Genomic DNA, 17,757 nt, shown 5'->3' on the forward strand with positions numbered 1-17,757 from the left:
AGCCGGTGAGCGAGGGTCGGCCCGCCGCCGCGCCCGGACCGCAACCGAGCGTCGCCGGGCAGCCGCGAAGAATGGTGTTCCGGTGGGGGGCGATCACCGCACTCGGTGTGGTCGCCGGATATATCGCGGTGCTGCTCGCGAACGCGCGGCACTTCTACACCGACGACACCGAATCCCAGTACACCCCGCTGTGGGTGATGCTCGGGCGGCATCTGCGCGCGGGCCACCTCCCGCTGATGGTGCCCGAACAGTGGATGACCGGTAACTACACCATGGAAGAGGCGGGGCTGTTCAACCCGCCGCAACTGCTGATCGACCTGATCGCGCCCTCGGTCGACAATCTCGCGCTGCTGGCGACGATCGTGAAGCTGATCTTCTCGATCATCGCCGCGCTCGGAATCTATCGCATCTGCCTGGTCTACGGCAGCCGCGCGCCGTGGGCGGCGGTAGCGGGCATCGCCTTTCCGCTGACGGGCTGGTTCCTGTTCTTCGACGAGGCCAGCTGGGTCACCTCGCTGACCGGCACCGCGTGGATGCTGCATGCCTGGGCGTCGGCGGTCCGGTACGCGCGCGGACCGGCCGGAGACCGCTCCCGGTATCGGACCGGCACCCGCGGGTACGGGCCGATCCCACTGTTCGTCTTTCTGTATCTGGCGATCTCCGTCGAGTACGTCTTCCCCGCGGTCGAGGCCGCGCTGATGCTGGTGGCCGTGGCGGTGGGGGAGCTCGTGGTCCAGCGCGCGTGGCGTCCGGTGCTGCGGGTCGCGGTGGTCGCGGGTGCGGCCGGGATGGCCGGCCTGATGACCTACCTGCCGAGCATGCTCTCGGCGACGGTGAGCTGGCGGGGTAATTCCCAGATCAACAACGACCGCTTCCTGACCGTGCCGTGGTCGGAATCGCTGAACGCCAGTCTGCCCTCGGCCATGCCGGCATTCACCTCCTGGTGGGGGTACGTGCAGCCGATGCCGGTCACCTACATCGCGTGGTTCCTGATTCCGGCGCTGGCCTTCGTCGACTGGGATCGAGCGCGCCGGGCCTGGCGCGAATTCGTCACCGTCGCGCTGTTCGCCGTCATGTTCCTGATGTGGGCGGCGGGGCCGGGCACGGTGGGGCCGTTGCGCTGGCCCGCTCGGGTGCTGCCGATGGTGGCGGTCGGACTGCTGATCCTGGTGTGCGTGCTGCTCGGCCGGTTCGGCACGGTCCGCGACCGGCGTCCGCGCGCGACAGCCGCCGCCGTGCTGATCGGATTGCTCTGGGTACGAACGTTTTCCGCCGACCCGCACGACGTCTGGTGGCATGTGCTCTCGGCGCTCGGCGTGGCCGCGGTAGGCGCGGCCGTGGTGTGGCTGGGCCTGCGCCGCGGTACCGCCGCGGCCGCCGCGCTGACCGTCGTAGCCATGTTCCCGATCGCGTACCTGCAGGTGTATGCCGCGCAGCCGACGCCGATGGGGTGGAATCTGCCGGCACATCGGGCCGAGGCCGAGGCGGCGTTCCCCGAATTCGACGGAGTCACCATCCAACTCGGCGATCGCGGGTTGCTGCAGCCGGCGGACAGGAGCATCCAGGGTGCCTACGGATCGCTGGTGTTCGGCAACTACGCCAAGGATGTGCACCGCAACTACGTCAACGGCTACACCCCCAACGGCCACTACTGGTTCGGCGAGATGCTGTGCATGCGCTGGGATTCCAGTGTCTGCCCGGATTCGTTCCGGCGGCTGTTCACGCCCGAACCCAGCACCGGACGGCCGCCGGTGGATCTGATGAAACTCGATCGGGTGGTGTTGCAGCGGGCGATGTTCCCCGATGCCGGCAATCATCCCGCCCCGCCGGGGTGGAAGTGGGTCGACTATCCGGGCCACGAGCGCTACATCCTGGTGCTGGAACGCGAGCAGGGACTGATCTCGACCGAAAACGGCCGGATTGCCGACGCCCATCAGGTGGAGGCGACGTCGCTGTCGGAGACCGACCGCACCAGCCGGGCTCGGGTCGGTTCGGAGAGCGGTGGCCGTGTGGTCTTCGCCCGGCTGGCCTGGCCCGGGTATCGGGCCTCGCTGAACGGCCGTGAACTCCCGGTACGCGAGGTGTCGAAAGCCTTTGTCGCCGTGGATATTCCCCCGGGCACGACGGACGCCGACCTCACGGTGTCCTGGGAGCCGCCCGGATGGCGGCTGGGCGTCGCGAGTGCGGCCGGCGGACTCGTTGTGCTGGCGGTGATGCAGTGGCTGTATCTGCGCTCTCGTCGCGCCGGCGATTCCGCGGAGCGTGCGAAAACGGAAGTACCGGAAGTGGTTTCGTGAAGATCGGGACCGGAGGCGTAGCGGCGCAGCGGGCGGCGGATCAGCCGTCCGCGCCACCACCGGGTCTGCTGTTGCGGCTGCTGCGCCGCCAGGAAATCGTGTTCGCGGCGGTCGGGGTGGTCAACACCCTGCTCGGCATGCTCCTCACGGTGGCCTGGTTGGCGCTGTTGCCTTCCGGCTGGCCGCCGGCGGTGGCGGTGGCGCTGGCCTATTCCATCAGCATCGTGTTCGCCTTCTTCGCGCACCGCACGCTGGTGTTCCGGGTGCGCGGCCGGCTGCTCGGGGACTTCGTCCGGTTCGTCGCGGTGAATTCCGGCGGGCTGGTGCTGAACATGGTCGGAGTGCAGCTGGCCGTCGGTGTTCTGGACCTGCCCGGCACCCCGGCCACGGTCGTCGTGATGGGGATGGTCGCCGTGCTCAGCTTCTTCGGCCACCGCTACATCTCGTTCCGGCGGGCGGAAGCGGCAGTGGATCGGACGGCCGGGTAGGTTGTCGGATATGGCGGAGCACACTCTGGATCCCACCTTGTTGAGCCTGCTGGCCTGCCCGCAGGACAAGGGACCGCTGTCATTGGTGCGCGACGCGGAGGGCAACAGCGTGCTCTACAACCCGCGTCTGCGCCGCGCGTACTCGATCGACAACGGCATCCCGGTGCTGCTCGTGGACGAGGCTCGCGAGGTCGGCGAGGCCGAACACGAGGCGTTCCTCGCCCAGGGCTGAACGCCTCGGTCCGGATCAGTCCCCGGCGCCCGTGATCGGTAGCTCGCCGGTGAGATACCGCTGAACAGTCGGCCCGACGGTCGCGGCCAGTTCGTCCAGCGGCATCGAGGCCACGGGCTCGACCTGCAGAATCTTGCGGGCCACCAGGATCCCGAGCATTTGCGAGACGGCCAGCACCACCCGTGCGGTCCCGGTCCCCGGCGGCGAATCCACCTTCTGCCGAACATCTTTCAGTGCCACCTCGAGCAGGAAGCTGCGCGCCAGCGCGGCGTCGCCGCCGGCCAGGATGCCGCGAAATGCCGCCACCGCGTGGACGCCGACCGAGGAATCCCACGCGCCGACCACCGTCCGGACCACCGTCTCACCGAGGTCGTCCGGTGCCGCGGCCCGGATCGGAGCGCGGATCACCTCCGGATCGATCGGCAGATTCAAGGCGGCCGAGAACAATTGCTGTTTGGTGCCGAAGTAGTGGTGTACCAACGCGGGATCGACCCCGGCCGCGCTCGCGATCGAGCGGATCGATGCCTTGTCGAAGCCGACCTCGGCGAACCGGGAGCGCGCCGCATCCAGAATCGCCGCCCGCGTGCCCGACTCACCGGCCCGCCGCCCACTGCGCGGGGCCGCGCCGCTCATGCGGTTTTCCTCGGGGCGCTGCGTGGTAATGCTGCGCTGCCGCCTCCGCGCCTGGCCGCTCATGCCGTGCGCCGCCGGAGTGTGGCCGCGCCCAGGGTCAGCGCGACGGCGGCGAAGGCGGCGACGATCCCCAGGTCCCGCCACATCGCTGCGGTGGCTCCGGGATGCCGGGATACCTCCTGGAGCGCGTCGACGGCATAGCTGAGCGGCAGTACGTCGCTGATGATCTCCAGCCAGCGCGGTAGTTGGTCGCGTGGCACCAGCAGGCCGCACAGGAAGAACTGCGGCCCGACCACCAGCGGCATGAATTGCACCGCCTGGAATTCGGTGCGGGCGAACGCGCTGGCCAGCAGTCCGAGTGCCACGCCGAGCACCGCGTCGACGACGGCGATCATCAGCACCAGCCAGGCGCTGCCGGCCGCGTCCAAACCCAGGAGCCCGAAGGATACGAGGCAGGCCAAACCAGCCTGCGCCGCCGCCGCGACCGAGAAGGCGGTGCCGTAGCCGGCCAGCAGGTCGAGTTTGGACAGGGGCGTGGTCATCAATCGTTCCAGGGTGCCCGAGGTCCGCTCCCGCTGCATGGCGATCGCGGTGATCAGGAACATCACGATGAACGGCAGAATGCCGAGCATGCTGATGCCGACCCGGTCGAACAGCGACGGCACGCCCGGCATCGTCGGGGTGTCGTGATAAACGAAGTACAGCAGGGCCAGCAGCAGCGTCGGCACCAGCAGCAGCATGGCAACCGTGCGGCGGTCGGCGCGTAACTGCCGCAGAATCCGGGTCGATGTGGCGGTGTAGCAGCGCAGCGGCCGGCCGGCCGGGCGAGCGAGGGTCGTGCTCATCGCGGCTGTCCCATCGTGATGAGAGCGAGAAATGCGTTCTCCAAACTGGTTTCGCCGGTGTCGGCGCGCAGCTGGTCGGGGGTGAGCTGGGCGAGCAGATGGCCCTCGCGCATCAGCAGCAGCTGATCGCAGTGTTCGGCCTCGTCCATCACATGACTCGACACCACCAGGGTGCGTCCCTGCGCGGCCAGGTCGTGGAACTGCTTCCACAATTCGGCGCGCAACACCGGATCCAAGCCGACGGTCGGTTCGTCGAGCACCAGCAGCTCGGGGTCTGCGACCAGCGCACAGGCCAGCGAGACCCGGGTGCGCTGACCGCCGGAGAGCTGATTGCCGCGATGTGCCCGATGGGCGCCCAGTCCGACCTGGTCGATCGCGGCGGTCACCGCCTCGGAGCCGCGGCCGTAGAGCGCGGCGAAGTACGAGACGTTGTCGGTGACGGTCAGATCGTCGTAGATGCTCGGTGCCTGCGTGACGTAGCCGACGCGTGAGCGCAGTGCGCGACTGCCCGCGATGTCGCCGAGTACTCGCACACTGCCCGCCTGGATGAGCTGGGTTCCGACGATACTGCGCATCAGGGTGGTCTTCCCGCAGCCCGAGGGACCGAGCAGCCCGGTGATGCTCCCGGTCGGCACGGTCAGCGAAATATCGTGTAGCACTTCGTGTCCCCCGCGTCGCACCCGAAGATGTTCGACGGTGATCGCCGGGGACGAATCCGGTTTCGCCACGGTCCACCTCTCGCGTCACACGATCGGCGAGATTATTCACCGAGCGTTGAATTCATTGTGTGTTGAATTCTGCCCCGGGTGTGGGCGTGACGCAAGGGCGTGTGGAGATCAGTGGTGATGGTCCGGACGCGGGGTGGTCGCGACGGTGGCCCCCGGCTCCACGACGACGAATTGGCCCATCATGCCCTGGTCCTCGTGCCAGAGCAGATGACAGTGGTACATGTACGGATGGTCCGGATCCGCGGGCCCGTCGAAGCGCAGGACCAGGCGCATCTCGGTGCCGGGCGGCAGCAGGACGGTGTCCTTGGGGCCGCGCAAGTGCGGCGGAGGCGGCGCGCCGTCGACGGCCGCGACCGCGAACTGCACGTCGTGGACGTGGAAATTGTGGGTCATCCCATCGGAGTTGCGGACGATCCAGGTCTCGGTGCTGCCCCGTTCGACCACGGTGTCGATCCGGTCCATCGCCATCGGACGACCGTTGATATTCGGCAATCGGAGATCGAAGTGCCGCTCCCGTACGGAGTCCGCCGCACGTGGCGGCGCCGACGACACCAGCCGGTCCGGCACAACCGTTGTGGTGCGCAGGGTTTCGGCCGCGCGCAGTTCGAGGACGTCGAACGTGTCGTCGCCGCCGGAGAAGCGGCGATTCCAGAAGCCGTCGCCGAGGTCGGTGCGCAGGCCGCGCAGCGTGACCCGCTCGGCCGGGCGCATGCGCACCACGATCTCGGCCCGCTCACCGGGGGACAATCGGATGCCGGTCATGGTGACCGGGCGCTCCAGCAGCCCGCCGTCGGTGCCGATCAGCGCGAAGGGGCGCTCGTCGGAGAGGCCGAAGGTGAACACCCGCGCCGACGCCGCGTTGAGCAACCGCAATCGGATCAGTTCGTCGCTCACCTCGCGATAGGGCGCGAGGGTGCCGTTAACCATGGTGCGATCACCGAGCAGGCCGGTATCGGCGAAGATGTGCCGCCGGTGATCGAACTGCGCACCGCGGAACCGCACGTCCTGCACGATGACCGGGAGGTCGTCGACGCCGTAGGTAGCGGGTAACCCGGTCCGAGCGTCGTCGTCGATCAGGAAGAGCCCCGCCAGCCCCCTTCGGACGTGAGATTCGGTGGCGCCGTGCGGATGTGGGTGATACCACAGCGTCGCGGCGGGTTGGTCGACGGTCCACTGTGGCGACCACCGCGCGCCGGGCTCGATCGGCTGATGCGGCCCACCGTCGGCGGCCGCGGGCAGATGCATTCCGTGCCAGTGCACGGTCGACGCTTCCGGCAAGTGATTGCGGATGTCGACGCGCACCCGTTCGCCACGGTGGGCCCGCAGGGTGGGGCCGAGATACGTCCCGTTGAAGCCCCAGGTCGGAGTGTCTCGATCGGCCAGGAAACGGGTTGTGCCGGAACGCATCTCGAGATCGAACACCCGGGTGCCGTCCGCCGTCACACGCCCCTCGGTCAGCGGCGGGATACGCAGTTGCTCGGTGAATTCCGCGCCCACGGTCGATACCCGCGCCGACGAATACGCCCACGCCACCCCGGCGCCGACCGCGCCGGTGAGGAGAACCGCGAAGACGCTGAGCCACAACAGTATTCGGCGCAGACGTGGCCGAGGGCGGGAAGCCATGCCTCGACGCTAAGCCCGGCCCCGTGATCGGAAACATCGGTGAGCGCCCGGATTTTCACCCGGACGACCCCCGAGCGAACCCCGACTCCGCGCAGTATTGCACCCGGGGCCTGCTCGCTCGGACACATCACCGGCTTCGGTCGGACCGGCCCGCCGCGGTCAGTCGCGCCCGGCGGGGTCGGGTACCGCGCAGCCGTCCGGCCCGCACGCATCGCCGGCGCCGAACATCTGCACGGCGGGCTCGCGATCCGCCCACGCCCGTGCCAGCGCCTGGCCGAACACCTCCGGCGGCTGTGCACCCGATACCCCATAGGTCCGGTCGAAGACGAAGAACGGAACACCGCGCGCGCCCATCCGCGCGGCGGTCTCCTCGTCGGCGCGCACGGCCTCGGCATAGGCCTCCGGATCGTCGAGTACCGCCCGTACCGCGACCGGGTCCAGCCCGGCCCGCGAGGCCACCTCGACGAGGCGTTCGGGATCGCCGAACAGGGGCGCTTCGTCCGCGAAATTGCCCTCGTACAGGGCGTCGAGCAGCTGTTCCTGTCGGCCCTCGGCGAGGGCGTAGTGCAGCAGGCGGTGCATATCGAAGCTGTTGCCGAAGTCGCGCCCCTCGGTCCGGTACGGCAGCCCGAGCTCTCGCGCCTGCGCGGCGATTCCGCGTTCGTTGGCGGCGGCCTGCGCCTCGCTGATGCCGTACTTCTCCGCGATATGAGCGATCACCGGGCCGCTGTGCTCGACCGGCAGCGTGGGATCCAGTTCGAAGGATCGGTGGACCACCTGGACCTGGTCGCGGTGCTCGAAGTCGGCCAGCGCCTGTTCGAAGCGCCGCTTACCCAGATAGCAGAAGGGGCAGTTGATATCGGTCCAGATCTCGACCTGTACGGGCACGGGTCACCTCGTTCGTTCGCGGATTTCGGAAGTCTTGATATGTCAACCGCCGTATGCGGCGCCCTGTTCCCTCCCTTGTGACGCACACCACTTCCGCGGCTGTCACGTCCGCGCCCGCTCACTTGTCGCATCTGGTGAATCGCCCGGTCGCCACGACAGGAAAGGCAGAACAGTCATGAACACCACCACTACCGATGTGCGCCCGCACGAGGTCGTCGTACTCGGCGCCGGATACACCGGAATGTTGGCCACCATCCGCCTGGCCCGCCGCACCCGTCACCAGGCGGTGCACATCACGCTCGTCGATCCGTCGGATCGGTTCACCGAGCGGCTGCGCATGCACCAGGTCGCCGCCGGCACCGAACTGGCCGACCACCGTATACCGGACCTGCTGGCCGGCACCGGCGTCACCTTCCGGCGGGCCGCGGCCACCGGCATCGACCCGGCCGCGCGGCGGGTGCGCTGTGACGACGGCACCGAACTCGGTTACGACACCCTCGTCTACGCCGTCGGCAGCCGCGCCGACACCACGACCGTGCCCGGGGCCGACACCCATGCCTGGACCCTCGACGATCCGCGCACGGCCCGGCGTCTGTCCGAGCGTCTCGCCGAGCTGGCGGCGGCCGGCGCGCCGATCGCCGTCTGCGGGGGCGGTCTCACCGGCGTCGAGGCCGCGACCGAGATCGCCGAATCCCATCCCGGGCTCACGGTCACGCTGATCAGTACCGGTGAGCCCGCCGCCATGCTGGGCCCCCGTCCGCGCGCCCACCTCGAACGGGCGCTGGACCGGCTGCACATCGTGCGCCGCACCGGGGCCCGGGTGACGGCGGTGCTCCCCGACGCGGTCCGGCTCGACAGCGGTGCCCTGGTTCCCGCCGCGTTGACGTTGTGGACCGCCGGTATCCGCGTCCCGGATCTGGCCGCTGAAGCCGGAATCGCCACGGACGCCGCCGGTTTCGTCCGCACCGACCCGACCCTGCGGTCGATCTCGCATCCCGAGATATACGCCGTCGGCGACGCCGCGGCGGTGGACCAGCCATGGGGCCGGATCCACGGCACCTGCCAGAGCGGTATGCCGACGGCGGCCTATGCGGCCGACGCGATCGCCCGGCGGCTACGCGGAAAGTCCGTGCGGCCGTTCCGATTCGGCTACTTCCATCAACCGGTCAGCTTGGGCCGCCGCGATGCGGTCATCGGTTTCACCCATGCCGACGACACCCCACGGCGCTGGTATCTGCGCGGCCGTGCGGCGGTGATCTACAAGGAATCGGTCAGCAGCAGTCCGCTGCCCACCTTCCGATTGAGCCGGCGGATGACCGTCTCGGTCAGTCTCTCCCGCGGGGGCCGCGCGACCCGTGCGGCCGGCCGAGCCCACAACAGCGGGGTCTCGCCGTTGCACGCGCCGGACGAGCGGATCAGGATGGGCGCATGACCGGTGATTCCGAGGCCGCCGGCGGCGCGGTGGCCTCGCGGCGGGAGGTTGGGCGAGCTCCGGGCGATGCGTTCGACGAGCATCGCCGGCTGCTGTTCGCCACCGCGTACCAGCTGCTCGGCAGTGTGGCCGACGCCGAGGACGTCCTGCAGGACGCCTGGCTGAAATGGCACGAGGTCGATTCGGATCGGGTACGCCACCCGAAGGCGTACCTGGTCCGCACGGTGACCAACCTGGCATTGAACCGCCTCACCAGTGCCCGTGCGGTGCGCGAAACCTATGTCGGCCCTTGGCTTCCCGAGCCGCTGCTCAGCGAACCCGATGCCGCCGAACGCGCGGAGGTCGCCGAGACGGTGTCGACCGCGATGCTGGTGGTGCTGGAGACGCTGGGCCCGGTCGAGCGGGCGGTCTTCGTACTGCGTGACGTATTCGGTTTCGCACCCGCCGAAATCGCCGGTTTCCTGGACCGGCCGGAGCCGACGGTGCGCCAGATCTCGCATCGCGCCCGTCGCCACGTTCAGGCCCGGCGGCCGCGGTTCGATACCGACCCCGCCGTCCGGCAACGCATCACCCAGCGCTTCCTGGCCGCGGCCGACGGCGGCGATGTGAATGCGCTGATGCAACTGCTGGCTCCGGACGTCACCCTCTGGAACGACGGCGGCGGCAAGGTCACCGCGGCTCGGCGGCCGCTGCACGGCCCCGATCACGTCGCGCGCTGGCTGCTCGGGGTGCTGGCCAAACCGGTCGTGGCCGGTATCCGGATGCGGGCGGCGACGGTGAACGGCGAGCTCAGCGTGATCGGGGAGATCCGCGGTGTCCCGGTCGGAGCGCTCACCTACGACATCGTCGACGGCCTGGTGGTGAATCTGCGATTCCAGGTCAACCCCGACAAACTGGCGGGGCTGAGCGGTTTCCGGCCGTAGTTCGTCCCTGTCCGGACGGCAGCCGGCGGGCGGCGCCGAGCGTCGACCGGGACGGTGACGCCGGTCACCAGCGGTCTCGAGCCACAATGAGAACCCGTGTCTGCCGAGGAACTCGCCGTCGAACCGCTGGCCGCCGCCCGTCGCCTGTTGGGTGCGACGCTGTGGTCCGGCCCGGTGGCGGCGCGCATCGTCGAAGTCGAGGCCTACGGTGGTGACCCCGCCGGACCGTGGCCCGATCCGGCCGCGCATTCGGGACGCGGCCGCACGCCGCGGAACGCCGTCATGTTCGGCCCACCCGGCATGTTGTACGTCTACTTCAGCTACGGCATGCACACCTGCGTGAATGTGACCAGCGGCCCCGACGGCGTCGCGAGCGCGGTGTTGATGCGCGCCGGCGAGGTGGTCGAGGGGCTCGACGTCGCCCGGGCACGCCGGCCCACGGCACGCACCGATGCCGATCTGGCCCGGGGTCCCGGCAATTTCGGCAGCGCCCTGGGCATCACCTTGGCCGACTACGGCACCGCCCTGTTCGATCCGGCCGCGCCGATCCGGCTGGACCTGGCTCCCGAAATCACCGATTCCGCCGCGATCGGAGTGGGACCGCGGGTCGGGGTCAGCCTCGCCGCCGACCGTCCGTGGCGGTTGTGGTTGCGGGATTCACCGGCCGTGTCGGCGTATCGTCGCAGCCCGCGTGCCCCGGAGGTCGGCCGCTCGGCATGATGGTCAGGCCGCCGGCACGGGCATCCGCGCCCGCCGGGCCGCCGCGGTGAGCGCCGCCAACTCCGCGGCGACCACGGACGTGCCGAATCCGGCAGCCCACTGGACGGCGCCGGCGGCGCGGAATTCGGTGTAGGCCACGAAGCCGGCGTCGCGGGCCTGATGGCTCGTGGCGAGGATATCGATCGCAATCCCTTGTGCGACAACCAGTTTCGCGAGCGCGGCCGCCGCCTCCGACGCCGAGACGGTGGTTTCGGCCGGCCCGTCCGCACCCGGCGCGGTGAGTACGACGCGTCCGGAGTCGGTGTGCCGCCATTCGATCCGGCCGGCCGGGCAGTCGATGTCGGTGCTCGGGGAGCTGTAGATCGATCGGAACAGCTCCCACAGCCACTCGGCGCTCACTTCGCTGCCGCTGTCGTCGGTGCGGCGCTGGACTTCCCGGGCGAAATCGATCTGCAATCGGCGCGGCAATTCCAGTCCGTACCCGGTCTGCAGCAGATAGGCGATCCCGCCCTTACCGGACTGTGAATTCACTCGGATCACCGCGTCGTAGCTGCGGCCGACATCCGCCGGGTCGATCGGCAGGTACGGCACCTGCCACTCGATCTCCGACTCCGGCCGCCCGGCCTGGGCCGCCCGCCGGCGATGCTCGGCGAACCCCTTCTTGATGGCGTCCTGATGCGTGCCGGAGAACGCCGTGTAGACGAGGTCGCCGACGTACGGATGGCGCTCGGGCACCGGCATCCTCGTGCAGTACTCCACGGTCCGGCGGATCCGGTCGATATCGGAGAAGTCGATCATCGGATTCACGCCCTGGGCATGCAGATTCAGCGCCAGCGTCGCGATGTCGACGTTGCCGGTGCGCTCGCCGTTGCCGAAAACGCAGCCCTCCACCCGCTGGGCGCCGGCCAGCACGGCCAGTTCGGCGCAGGCGATGCCGGTGCCGCGGTCGTTGTGCGGATGCACCGACAGGATCACCCCGTCGCGGCGGCTCAGGTTGCGGTCCATGTACTCGATCTGGTCGGCATAGACGTTCGGCGTGGCCACCTCGACCGTGGCGGGCAGGTTCAGCACCACCGGCCGCTGTGGCGCGGCATCCCACAGTTCGGTCATCGCATCGCACACCTCCAGCACGAAGTCCGGTTCGGTGAGCATGAAAACCTCGGGGGAGAACTGGAATCGGCGGTTGGGCCGATCGCCCGCCAGCCGCGCGATCTCCCGTCCACCGGCGAGGATCAGCTCGGCCACCTCGGCCCGGGTCCGGCCCAGCACCACATCCCGCCACAGCGGCGCGGTGGCGGTGTACATGTGAATGACGACGTCGTTGTCGATTCCCGCCACCGATTCCAGTGTGCGCTCGATGAGATCGGCCCGGGCCGGGGTGAATACGACCAGGGTGACGTCGTCCGGCGCCAGCTCGGCGTCGTGGATCAGGCGGACGAAGTCGAAATCGGTCTGCGATGCGCTCGGGTAGCCGACCTCGATCTCCTTGTAGCCGATCTCGACCAGCATCTCGAAGAAGCGGCGCTTCCGCTCCGGATCCATCGGTTCGGCCAGCGCCTGATTGCCGTCGCGCAGGTCGACCGGAACCCACAGGGGGGCGGCTTCGATACGGTTGGCGGGCCAGCGGCGATCGGTCAACGGAACCGAAACTCGGTGGTACACATCATGATAACGATGCGAGGGCATCGTGGAGGGGCGCTGGCGATTCCAGGTGGGAACGGGGTTGTGCACGGTGGTCGCTTTCGCTCGAAGGTGACGACCGGCGCAGCCCAGCAACCCGCGGGCAGGGTGCCGGTCGATCAGACCCCGCCGCGGCGGCCGAGGAGAAGCAGTCCCTGTCCCATGTCGGATACGATAGCGAGCGGAAACTCCTCAGACAAGTAGAGAGGTCAGCGTCGATGGCGACCGTGCAGAGGCAACCGCTGGCGGCCCAGGCCGCTCGGCTCCTACTGGACCGGATCCGGGCAGGGGAGTGGCAACTCGGCCACAAGCTGCCGGGCGAGACCACGCTCGCGGCCCAACTGGGTGTGGGGCGCTCGACGTTGCGCGAGGCGATTCGCGAGCTGTCGGGGCAGGGCGTTCTCGAAAGTCGCCAGGGCGCAGGGGTTTTCGTCACCGCCCTGGAGGTGACCGAGGACTGGGACGCGGTCCTGCGACGCGCCGACATCGTCGCCGTGATCGAGGCCCGGATCGCGATCGAGGCCGAAGCCGCGGCCCTGGCCGCCCAGCGCCGCACACCCGCGGACCTGCGCACCATGCGCCGTGCCCTGGCGGTGCGGGCCCGCGCGGACGATTCCGTCGAACATCTCGTCGACGCCGACACCGCCTTCCACCGCACCGTGATCGCGGCGGCCCACAACGAGATCCTGCTGCAACTGTTCGACGCCTTCGTCCCCCGGGTGCACCGGGCGATGTCGGAGATGCTGCGGATCCGGCCGATGCCGGACCCGGCCGCCGACCACGCCGCGCACGAGGCGCTGTTCGCCGCGATCCGCGACCGCGCCGCCGAGGCCGCGTCCACCGCGAGCCGGGTCCACCTGAGCGCACTCACCGCCGCGCTCGGCTGACCGATGAATTCCGCCGGGACGGTCCGTCTGTTGTGGTGAGCGCGCTCGAACGGATACCGAGAACCCGGAAGGACACCGCACCCATGACCGCCGTCACCGCCCCGACCTCGACCGTCGCCACCCGATCCGGCCGCGCCCGCACCCGCGTGCTGTGGACTCTGCAGATCGTGTTGGGCCTGTTCTTCGTGATCGCCTCCGGGCTGCCGAAAATGGTCGGCCAGGCCGATGCCGTCCGCATTTTCCACGAGATCGGCTGGGGCGACTGGTTCCGCTATTTCACCGGCCTGGTGGAGATTTCGGGCGGGATCGGCCTGATGGTCCCGCGCCTGACCCGATTCGCCGCCGCCGGTCTGTCGATCACCACGGTGTGTGCGGCCGCCACCCAGGCCTTCGTGCTCGACTCCCCGGCGGGTGCCGTTTTCCCGCTGGTCCTGGCCGCCGTGTTCGCTATTCCGTTGTGGCGCTGGGGCTTCCCTGCGGGACCGAAGCCGGGCGGCGGCAAAGCCCGCCGGTCCCCCTACCGAGCGCCGGTCTCCCGCTCCGCTCCGGTCTCCTCGGCGGCGGAGCGCCGATGCATTCCCGGGCTCACGCCGTAGCGTCGTTTGAACGCCGCGCTCAAACTGAATGCGGTGCCGTATCCGACCTGTCGCGCGATCGATTCGATGGTGGCATCGGTGCCGCGCAACAGGTCCGCGGCGCGGGCGAGCCGCCACTCGGTGAGGTAGGCGATCGGCGGATCGCCGACCAGTTCGGTGAACCGCCGGGCCAGCGCCGCCCGTGAGGTGCCGACCGTCGCCGCCAGCTCGGCCACCGTCCAATCGTGCGCCGGATTGTGCTCGAGCAACCGCAGCGCCTGCCCCACCACAGGGTCGGCATAGGCGCTGTACCACCGCGGCGCCTCCGCTCGCGCGAACCAGGTACGCAGTGCCGCGATGGTCAGCAGATCCAGTAGCCGATCCAACACCGATGCCTGGCCGGGTCCGTCGCGTCCGGATTCGTCGACGAGCAGGCTCAGCAGCCGCTCGTCGACCTCGTGCCCGTCGAGGACGGCGCGGGCCGGCAGGGCACGCAGCAGACGGTCGCTGACCGTACCGGCCACCTCGTAGGTGCCGGTCAGCAGCGCGGTCGTTCCGGCGAGATTCGTGCCCCAGCTGCGGACGCCGAGATCCCATGTCTCGCAGAGCAATTCGCCTTCGGGTGTCGTCGTGGTCTGGCCCGGGTGGACGATGACCTGCGGTGGCGTCGACGGCGTATCCGCCACCGTGTACGGGTCCGGCCCCCGCAGGATCGCGACCCCACCCTGGTCGAGCCGGATCGGGTCGTCGTCGTCCGGCACCAGATAGGCGGATCCGCGGGTGACGACCACGACGGTGAGGGGCGCGCGATCCTGAATCCGCAGCGACCACGGCGGGTCCAGCAGCGAACGCATCACGAACGCGCCCCGGGCGCGCGGGCCGTCGAGCAGATCGGCGAGGGCATCCATGCCACGACGATCGCGCATGGCGGCGAGCCCGGCAAGCGCGTGCCCGGCGCCGGCGGGACGCCGGCAACCGGGGAAATCGGTCCCGAGCACCGGCACCGGAGATCACGCCCGCGCCGCGTCGGCCGCGGCGACCTGAGCGGCCGGCCAGCCTCTCTGGGCCGCCGTCCTGCGGGCGTACTCGGTGAACGAACGCGGTGGGCGGCCGAGCGCCCGCTCGACTCCGTCGGCGACGGCGGTGTTCCGGCCGTCGAGGACCGTGCCGAACAGATAGGTCAGCGAGTCGATCACCGCGCCCGGCAGCCCCATATCCGACATTCCGGCGGCGTAGTCGGCCAGGCCGACCGATCGATAGCCGATATCGCGACCGGTGGCCTCGCCGATCGTGGCCACGGCCTCGGCGAAGGTCAGTGCCCGCGGTCCGGTCAGCTCGTAGATTTCCCCGGCGTGCCCGTCCTCGGTGAGCGCGGCCACGGCGACATCGGCGATATCCTCCGCGTCCACGAACGGTTCGGCCACCGTGTCGGCCGGCAGGGTCACCTGTCCGGCCACGATCTGCTCGGCCAGGAAATCCTCGCTGAAATTCTGCGCGAACCAGCTGCACCGCACAACGGTCGTCGCCGGGCCGCTGCGCAACGCGATCTCCTCGCAGCGCTGGGCCTCGGGCTCCCCGCGCCCGGACAGCAGCACCAGTCGCTGCGCGCCGGCCCGCCGGGCCGCGGTGGTCAGTGCGGCCACGGCGTCGTCGGCGCCCGGCGCCGCCAGATCCGGCTGGTAGGCGAGGTAGACCGCCCGCGCGCCGGCCAACGCGGCGGCCCAGGTCGAACGATCGGTCCAGTCGAACGGGATCGCCGTCGACCGCGAGACCGGCCGGACGTCGATGCCCCGCTCGGCGAGCCGCGCCGCGACCCGGCGGCCCGTCTTTCCGGTGCCGCCCAGGACGACCACGGGACCGGCGGCGGTGCGGCCTCGGCCGGCGGAACCGGTCGTTCGGGCAGTCGTGCCGTGCCCGTCTCGATCGACGGAAACAGCTGCGGCGCTGCGATTTTCGTTGGCAGTCACGGTGTTCTCGGTGATGTATCCAGTACATCCGGGGCAGCGGCCGTCGGCCATGGTCCGGACGCTCGAGGACATACGCGGGCGTCCAGGGCGGGCTGCGTCGGTATCGAGATCCGGATCCGGTCGGAGTGGACGGGCCGCTTCGGCCGTTCGATGCGTGATGTCGCCATCCGGCCGTGGCGCAGGTCCCGATATCGGCGACCCAGCGCAGCCCACCACCTCCGGTGCGGAAAGATAGGAGAGCGTGAGCGCCGACATCATCGACGAACTGACCTGGCGTGGACTGATCGCCCAGTCCACGGATCTGGACGCCCTACGGGCCGAGACGGCGAAGGGTCCGATCACGCTGTATGCGGGCTTCGACCCCACCGCGGCCAGTCTGCACGCGGGTCACCTCGTGCCGCTGCTCACGCTGAAGCGGTTCCAGCAGGCCGGGCATCGGCCGATCGTGCTCGCGGGTGGCGCCACCGGTTTGATCGGCGACCCGCGGGACGTCGGGGAGCGGGTGATGAACTCGACCGACACCGTCGCCGAATGGGCGGACCGCATCCGCGGCCAGCTGCAACGCTTCGTCGACTTCGACGATTCACCGACCGGCGCGATCATCGCCAACAATATGGACTGGACCGGCAACCTCACCGCCGTCGACTTCCTGCGCGATATCGGCAAGCACTTCTCCGTGAACGTGATGCTGGCCCGCGAGACGGTCAAGCGCCGCCTCGACACCGACGGCATCTCCTACACCGAATTCAGCTACATGCTGTTGCAGGCTAACGACTTCGTGCAGCTGCGTCGCGCCCACGACTGCCGGCTGCAGGTGGGCGGCTCCGACCAGTGGGGCAACATCATCGCCGGTGTCGAGCTCAACCGCCGCCTCGACGGCGAACAGGTCCACGCCCTGACCACCCCCCTGGTCACCTCGGCCGACGGCAAGAAGTTCGGCAAGTCCACCGGCGGCGGCAGTCTGTGGCTCGACCCCGAGATGACCAGCCCGTACGCCTGGTACCAGTACTTCGTGAACACTGGCGACGCCGACGTGATCCGCTACCTGCGCTGGTTCACCTTCCTCGACCGTGAGGAACTCGCCGAACTGGAAAAAGCGACGGCCGAACGCCCGCATGCCCGCGAGGCGCAGCGACGTCTGGCCGCGGAGATGACCACGCTGGTACACGGCGAGGAGCACACCCGCGCGGTGCAACTGGCCAGCCAGGCCCTGTTCGGTCGCGGCGATCTGCACGATCTGGACGAATCGACGCTCGGTTCGGCGCTGGCCGAGGCCGCCGGCGACGGCACCGTCGCGGAGGCGGGACCGGAATCGACGATCGTCGATCTGCTGGTGGCCACCGGGCTGTCCGACAGCCGCGGTGCCGCCCGGCGCGCGGTCGCCGATGGCGGTGCCTCGGTGAACAACGTCCGCATCGCGGACCCGGAATGGGTGCCTGCCGAGTCCGACTACCTGCACGGACGCTGGCTCGTCCTGCGGCGCGGCAAGAAGAATTTCGCCGGCGCTCGCCGCGCCGGAAGCTGATCTTGACCATGACCTGAGTCACATCGGTGTGATTCGCCCGGTCTCCGGGCCGGCTCCGAGGTCGGTGACCTGCGCAAATGCCTGCTGACGTGGCGATTTGACGTTCCGTTCTCCGCCACGTAACTTATTCCAGGTCAGAGCGACACGGACACCGACCCGGAGCCCAACGGCCCGGGACACGAGGTTGGACGAGGAGCGCCTGACGGCCAGTAAGATCGAGTGAGATCGCGGGTTGACTTCGCGAGCTCCGATGGTTAGGCTGGAAAAGTTGCCTCTCAGGAAGGTCGGTAAACCGGCCGGACTGTTTGTGCGCC

At 69.6% G+C, this 17,757-nt stretch carries 17 protein-coding genes; 9 read left to right on the forward strand and 8 right to left on the reverse strand.

The features are described 5' to 3' along the window. The first annotated feature begins 71 nt into the window (after positions 1 to 71). From ON37_RS09875 to ON37_RS09885, 3 genes are read left to right on the forward strand one after another with little or no spacing between them, the layout of a single operon-like run. Positions 72 to 2,297 (forward strand): putative glycosyltransferase family protein, encoded by a 2,226-nt coding sequence (locus ON37_RS09875; RefSeq protein ID WP_040718593.1) that lies wholly within the window; start codon positions 72 to 74, stop codon positions 2,295 to 2,297. Continuing rightward, positions 2,294 to 2,785: a GtrA family protein gene (locus ON37_RS09880; protein WP_245553133.1), complete on the forward strand. Its 492-nt coding sequence runs from the start codon at positions 2,294 to 2,296 to the stop codon at positions 2,783 to 2,785. The genes ON37_RS09875 and ON37_RS09880 overlap by 4 nt, the downstream gene beginning before the upstream one ends. Positions 2,786 to 2,795: 10 nt before the next feature. Beyond that, positions 2,796 to 3,017, forward strand: coding sequence for a Trm112 family protein (locus ON37_RS09885; protein WP_040718555.1), 222 nt, complete (start codon positions 2,796 to 2,798; stop codon positions 3,015 to 3,017). Between the two features lie 15 nt (positions 3,018 to 3,032). Here the strand turns inward: ON37_RS09885 and ON37_RS09890 are convergent, their stop codons facing one another. From ON37_RS09890 to ON37_RS09910, 5 genes are all read right to left on the reverse strand, one after another. After that, complete coding sequence (locus ON37_RS09890; RefSeq protein ID WP_040718556.1) at positions 3,033 to 3,650, reverse strand: TetR/AcrR family transcriptional regulator; 618 nt, start codon at positions 3,648 to 3,650, stop codon at positions 3,033 to 3,035. A 59-nt stretch (positions 3,651 to 3,709) separates the two neighbouring features. Then, complete coding sequence (locus ON37_RS09895; RefSeq protein WP_051031402.1) at positions 3,710 to 4,495, reverse strand: ABC transporter permease; 786 nt, start codon at positions 4,493 to 4,495, stop codon at positions 3,710 to 3,712. Then, on the reverse strand, positions 4,492 to 5,223 hold the full coding sequence (locus ON37_RS09900; RefSeq protein WP_040718557.1) for an ABC transporter ATP-binding protein: 732 nt from the start codon (positions 5,221 to 5,223) through the stop codon (positions 4,492 to 4,494). Before ON37_RS09900 ends, ON37_RS09895 begins: the two co-directional genes overlap by 4 nt. A 108-nt stretch (positions 5,224 to 5,331) precedes the next feature. Continuing rightward, complete coding sequence (locus tag ON37_RS09905; protein WP_051031403.1) at positions 5,332 to 6,846, reverse strand: multicopper oxidase family protein; 1,515 nt, start codon at positions 6,844 to 6,846, stop codon at positions 5,332 to 5,334. A 159-nt stretch (positions 6,847 to 7,005) separates the two neighbouring features. Beyond that, a complete protein-coding gene (locus tag ON37_RS09910; protein WP_040718558.1) occupies positions 7,006 to 7,734 on the reverse strand; it encodes a DsbA family oxidoreductase in 729 nt (242 codons plus the stop codon). Positions 7,735 to 7,909: 175 nt separating this feature from the next. Between ON37_RS09910 and ON37_RS09915 the strand changes: the two genes are divergently transcribed. The 3 genes from ON37_RS09915 to ON37_RS09925 all read left to right on the forward strand — a co-directional run bounded on the left by ON37_RS09915 (position 7,910) and on the right by ON37_RS09925 (position 10,809). Then, on the forward strand, positions 7,910 to 9,166 hold the full coding sequence (locus tag ON37_RS09915) for an NAD(P)/FAD-dependent oxidoreductase (RefSeq protein ID WP_051031404.1): 1,257 nt from the start codon (positions 7,910 to 7,912) through the stop codon (positions 9,164 to 9,166). Further along, the gene (sigJ, locus tag ON37_RS09920) at positions 9,163 to 10,089 is read left to right on the forward strand and encodes an RNA polymerase sigma factor SigJ (RefSeq protein ID WP_051031405.1); all 927 of its coding nucleotides are present in this window, start codon (positions 9,163 to 9,165) and stop codon (positions 10,087 to 10,089) included. Before ON37_RS09915 ends, sigJ begins: the two co-directional genes overlap by 4 nt. 96 nt (positions 10,090 to 10,185) lie before the next feature. Then, positions 10,186 to 10,809 (forward strand): DNA-3-methyladenine glycosylase, encoded by a 624-nt coding sequence (locus ON37_RS09925; protein ID WP_040718559.1) that lies wholly within the window; start codon positions 10,186 to 10,188, stop codon positions 10,807 to 10,809. 3 nt (positions 10,810 to 10,812) lie between these two features. Here the strand turns inward: ON37_RS09925 and ON37_RS09930 are convergent, their stop codons facing one another. Continuing rightward, a complete protein-coding gene (locus tag ON37_RS09930) occupies positions 10,813 to 12,495 on the reverse strand; it encodes a 2-isopropylmalate synthase (protein ID WP_040718560.1) in 1,683 nt (560 codons plus the stop codon). Positions 12,496 to 12,707: 212 nt separating this feature from the next. Here ON37_RS09930 and ON37_RS09935 point away from each other — a divergent pair, with 212 nt between their 5' ends. Beyond that, positions 12,708 to 13,376 (forward strand): FadR/GntR family transcriptional regulator, encoded by a 669-nt coding sequence (locus tag ON37_RS09935; protein ID WP_040718561.1) that lies wholly within the window; start codon positions 12,708 to 12,710, stop codon positions 13,374 to 13,376. 83 nt (positions 13,377 to 13,459) lie between these two features. Further along, the gene (locus ON37_RS09940) at positions 13,460 to 13,972 is read left to right on the forward strand and encodes a DoxX family protein (RefSeq protein WP_083892860.1); all 513 of its coding nucleotides are present in this window, start codon (positions 13,460 to 13,462) and stop codon (positions 13,970 to 13,972) included. On the opposite strand, the gene ON37_RS09945 is transcribed toward ON37_RS09940, so the two are convergent. Together ON37_RS09945 and ON37_RS09950 are read right to left on the reverse strand one after the other, a co-directional pair. Beyond that, entirely contained in the window at positions 13,894 to 14,859 is a 966-nt protein-coding gene (locus ON37_RS09945; RefSeq protein ID WP_040718600.1) for an AraC family transcriptional regulator, read from the reverse strand. The two genes, ON37_RS09940 and ON37_RS09945, sit on opposite strands and share 79 nt — an antisense overlap. Before the next feature lie 102 nt (positions 14,860 to 14,961). Continuing rightward, complete coding sequence (locus tag ON37_RS09950; protein WP_051031412.1) at positions 14,962 to 15,804, reverse strand: NAD(P)H-binding protein; 843 nt, start codon at positions 15,802 to 15,804, stop codon at positions 14,962 to 14,964. Between the two features lie 355 nt (positions 15,805 to 16,159). On the opposite strand from ON37_RS09950, the gene tyrS reads away from it, so the two are divergent. Continuing rightward, a complete protein-coding gene (tyrS, locus tag ON37_RS09955; protein ID WP_040718562.1) occupies positions 16,160 to 17,443 on the forward strand; it encodes a tyrosine--tRNA ligase in 1,284 nt (427 codons plus the stop codon). The last annotated feature ends 314 nt before the right edge of the window (positions 17,444 to 17,757 follow it).

The sequence above is a fragment of the Nocardia veterana NBRC 100344 genome, from assembly GCF_000308855.1.
GTDB classification, from domain to species: Bacteria; Actinomycetota; Actinomycetes; order Mycobacteriales; family Mycobacteriaceae; genus Nocardia; species Nocardia veterana.

Excerpts from the sequence above, each read along its gene's own strand:
- ON37_RS09875 (WP_040718593.1), top strand. The coding sequence starts at position 72 with ATGGTGTTCCGGTGGGGGGCGATCACCGCACTCGGTGTGGTCGCCGGA.
- ON37_RS09885 (WP_040718555.1), top strand. The coding sequence starts at position 2,796 with ATGGCGGAGCACACTCTGGATCCCACCTTGTTGAGCCTGCTGGCCTGC.
- ON37_RS09890 (WP_040718556.1), bottom strand. The coding sequence starts at position 3,650 with ATGAGCGGCGCGGCCCCGCGCAGTGGGCGGCGGGCCGGTGAGTCGGGC.
- ON37_RS09895 (WP_051031402.1), bottom strand. The coding sequence starts at position 4,495 with ATGAGCACGACCCTCGCTCGCCCGGCCGGCCGGCCGCTGCGCTGCTAC.
- ON37_RS09905 (WP_051031403.1), bottom strand. The coding sequence starts at position 6,846 with ATGGCTTCCCGCCCTCGGCCACGTCTGCGCCGAATACTGTTGTGGCTC.
- ON37_RS09915 (WP_051031404.1), top strand. The coding sequence starts at position 7,910 with ATGAACACCACCACTACCGATGTGCGCCCGCACGAGGTCGTCGTACTC.
- sigJ (WP_051031405.1), top strand. The coding sequence starts at position 9,163 with ATGACCGGTGATTCCGAGGCCGCCGGCGGCGCGGTGGCCTCGCGGCGG.
- ON37_RS09930 (WP_040718560.1), bottom strand. The coding sequence starts at position 12,495 with ATGCCCTCGCATCGTTATCATGATGTGTACCACCGAGTTTCGGTTCCG.
- ON37_RS09935 (WP_040718561.1), top strand. The coding sequence starts at position 12,708 with ATGGCGACCGTGCAGAGGCAACCGCTGGCGGCCCAGGCCGCTCGGCTC.
- ON37_RS09940 (WP_083892860.1), top strand. The coding sequence starts at position 13,460 with ATGACCGCCGTCACCGCCCCGACCTCGACCGTCGCCACCCGATCCGGC.
- ON37_RS09945 (WP_040718600.1), bottom strand. The coding sequence starts at position 14,859 with ATGGATGCCCTCGCCGATCTGCTCGACGGCCCGCGCGCCCGGGGCGCG.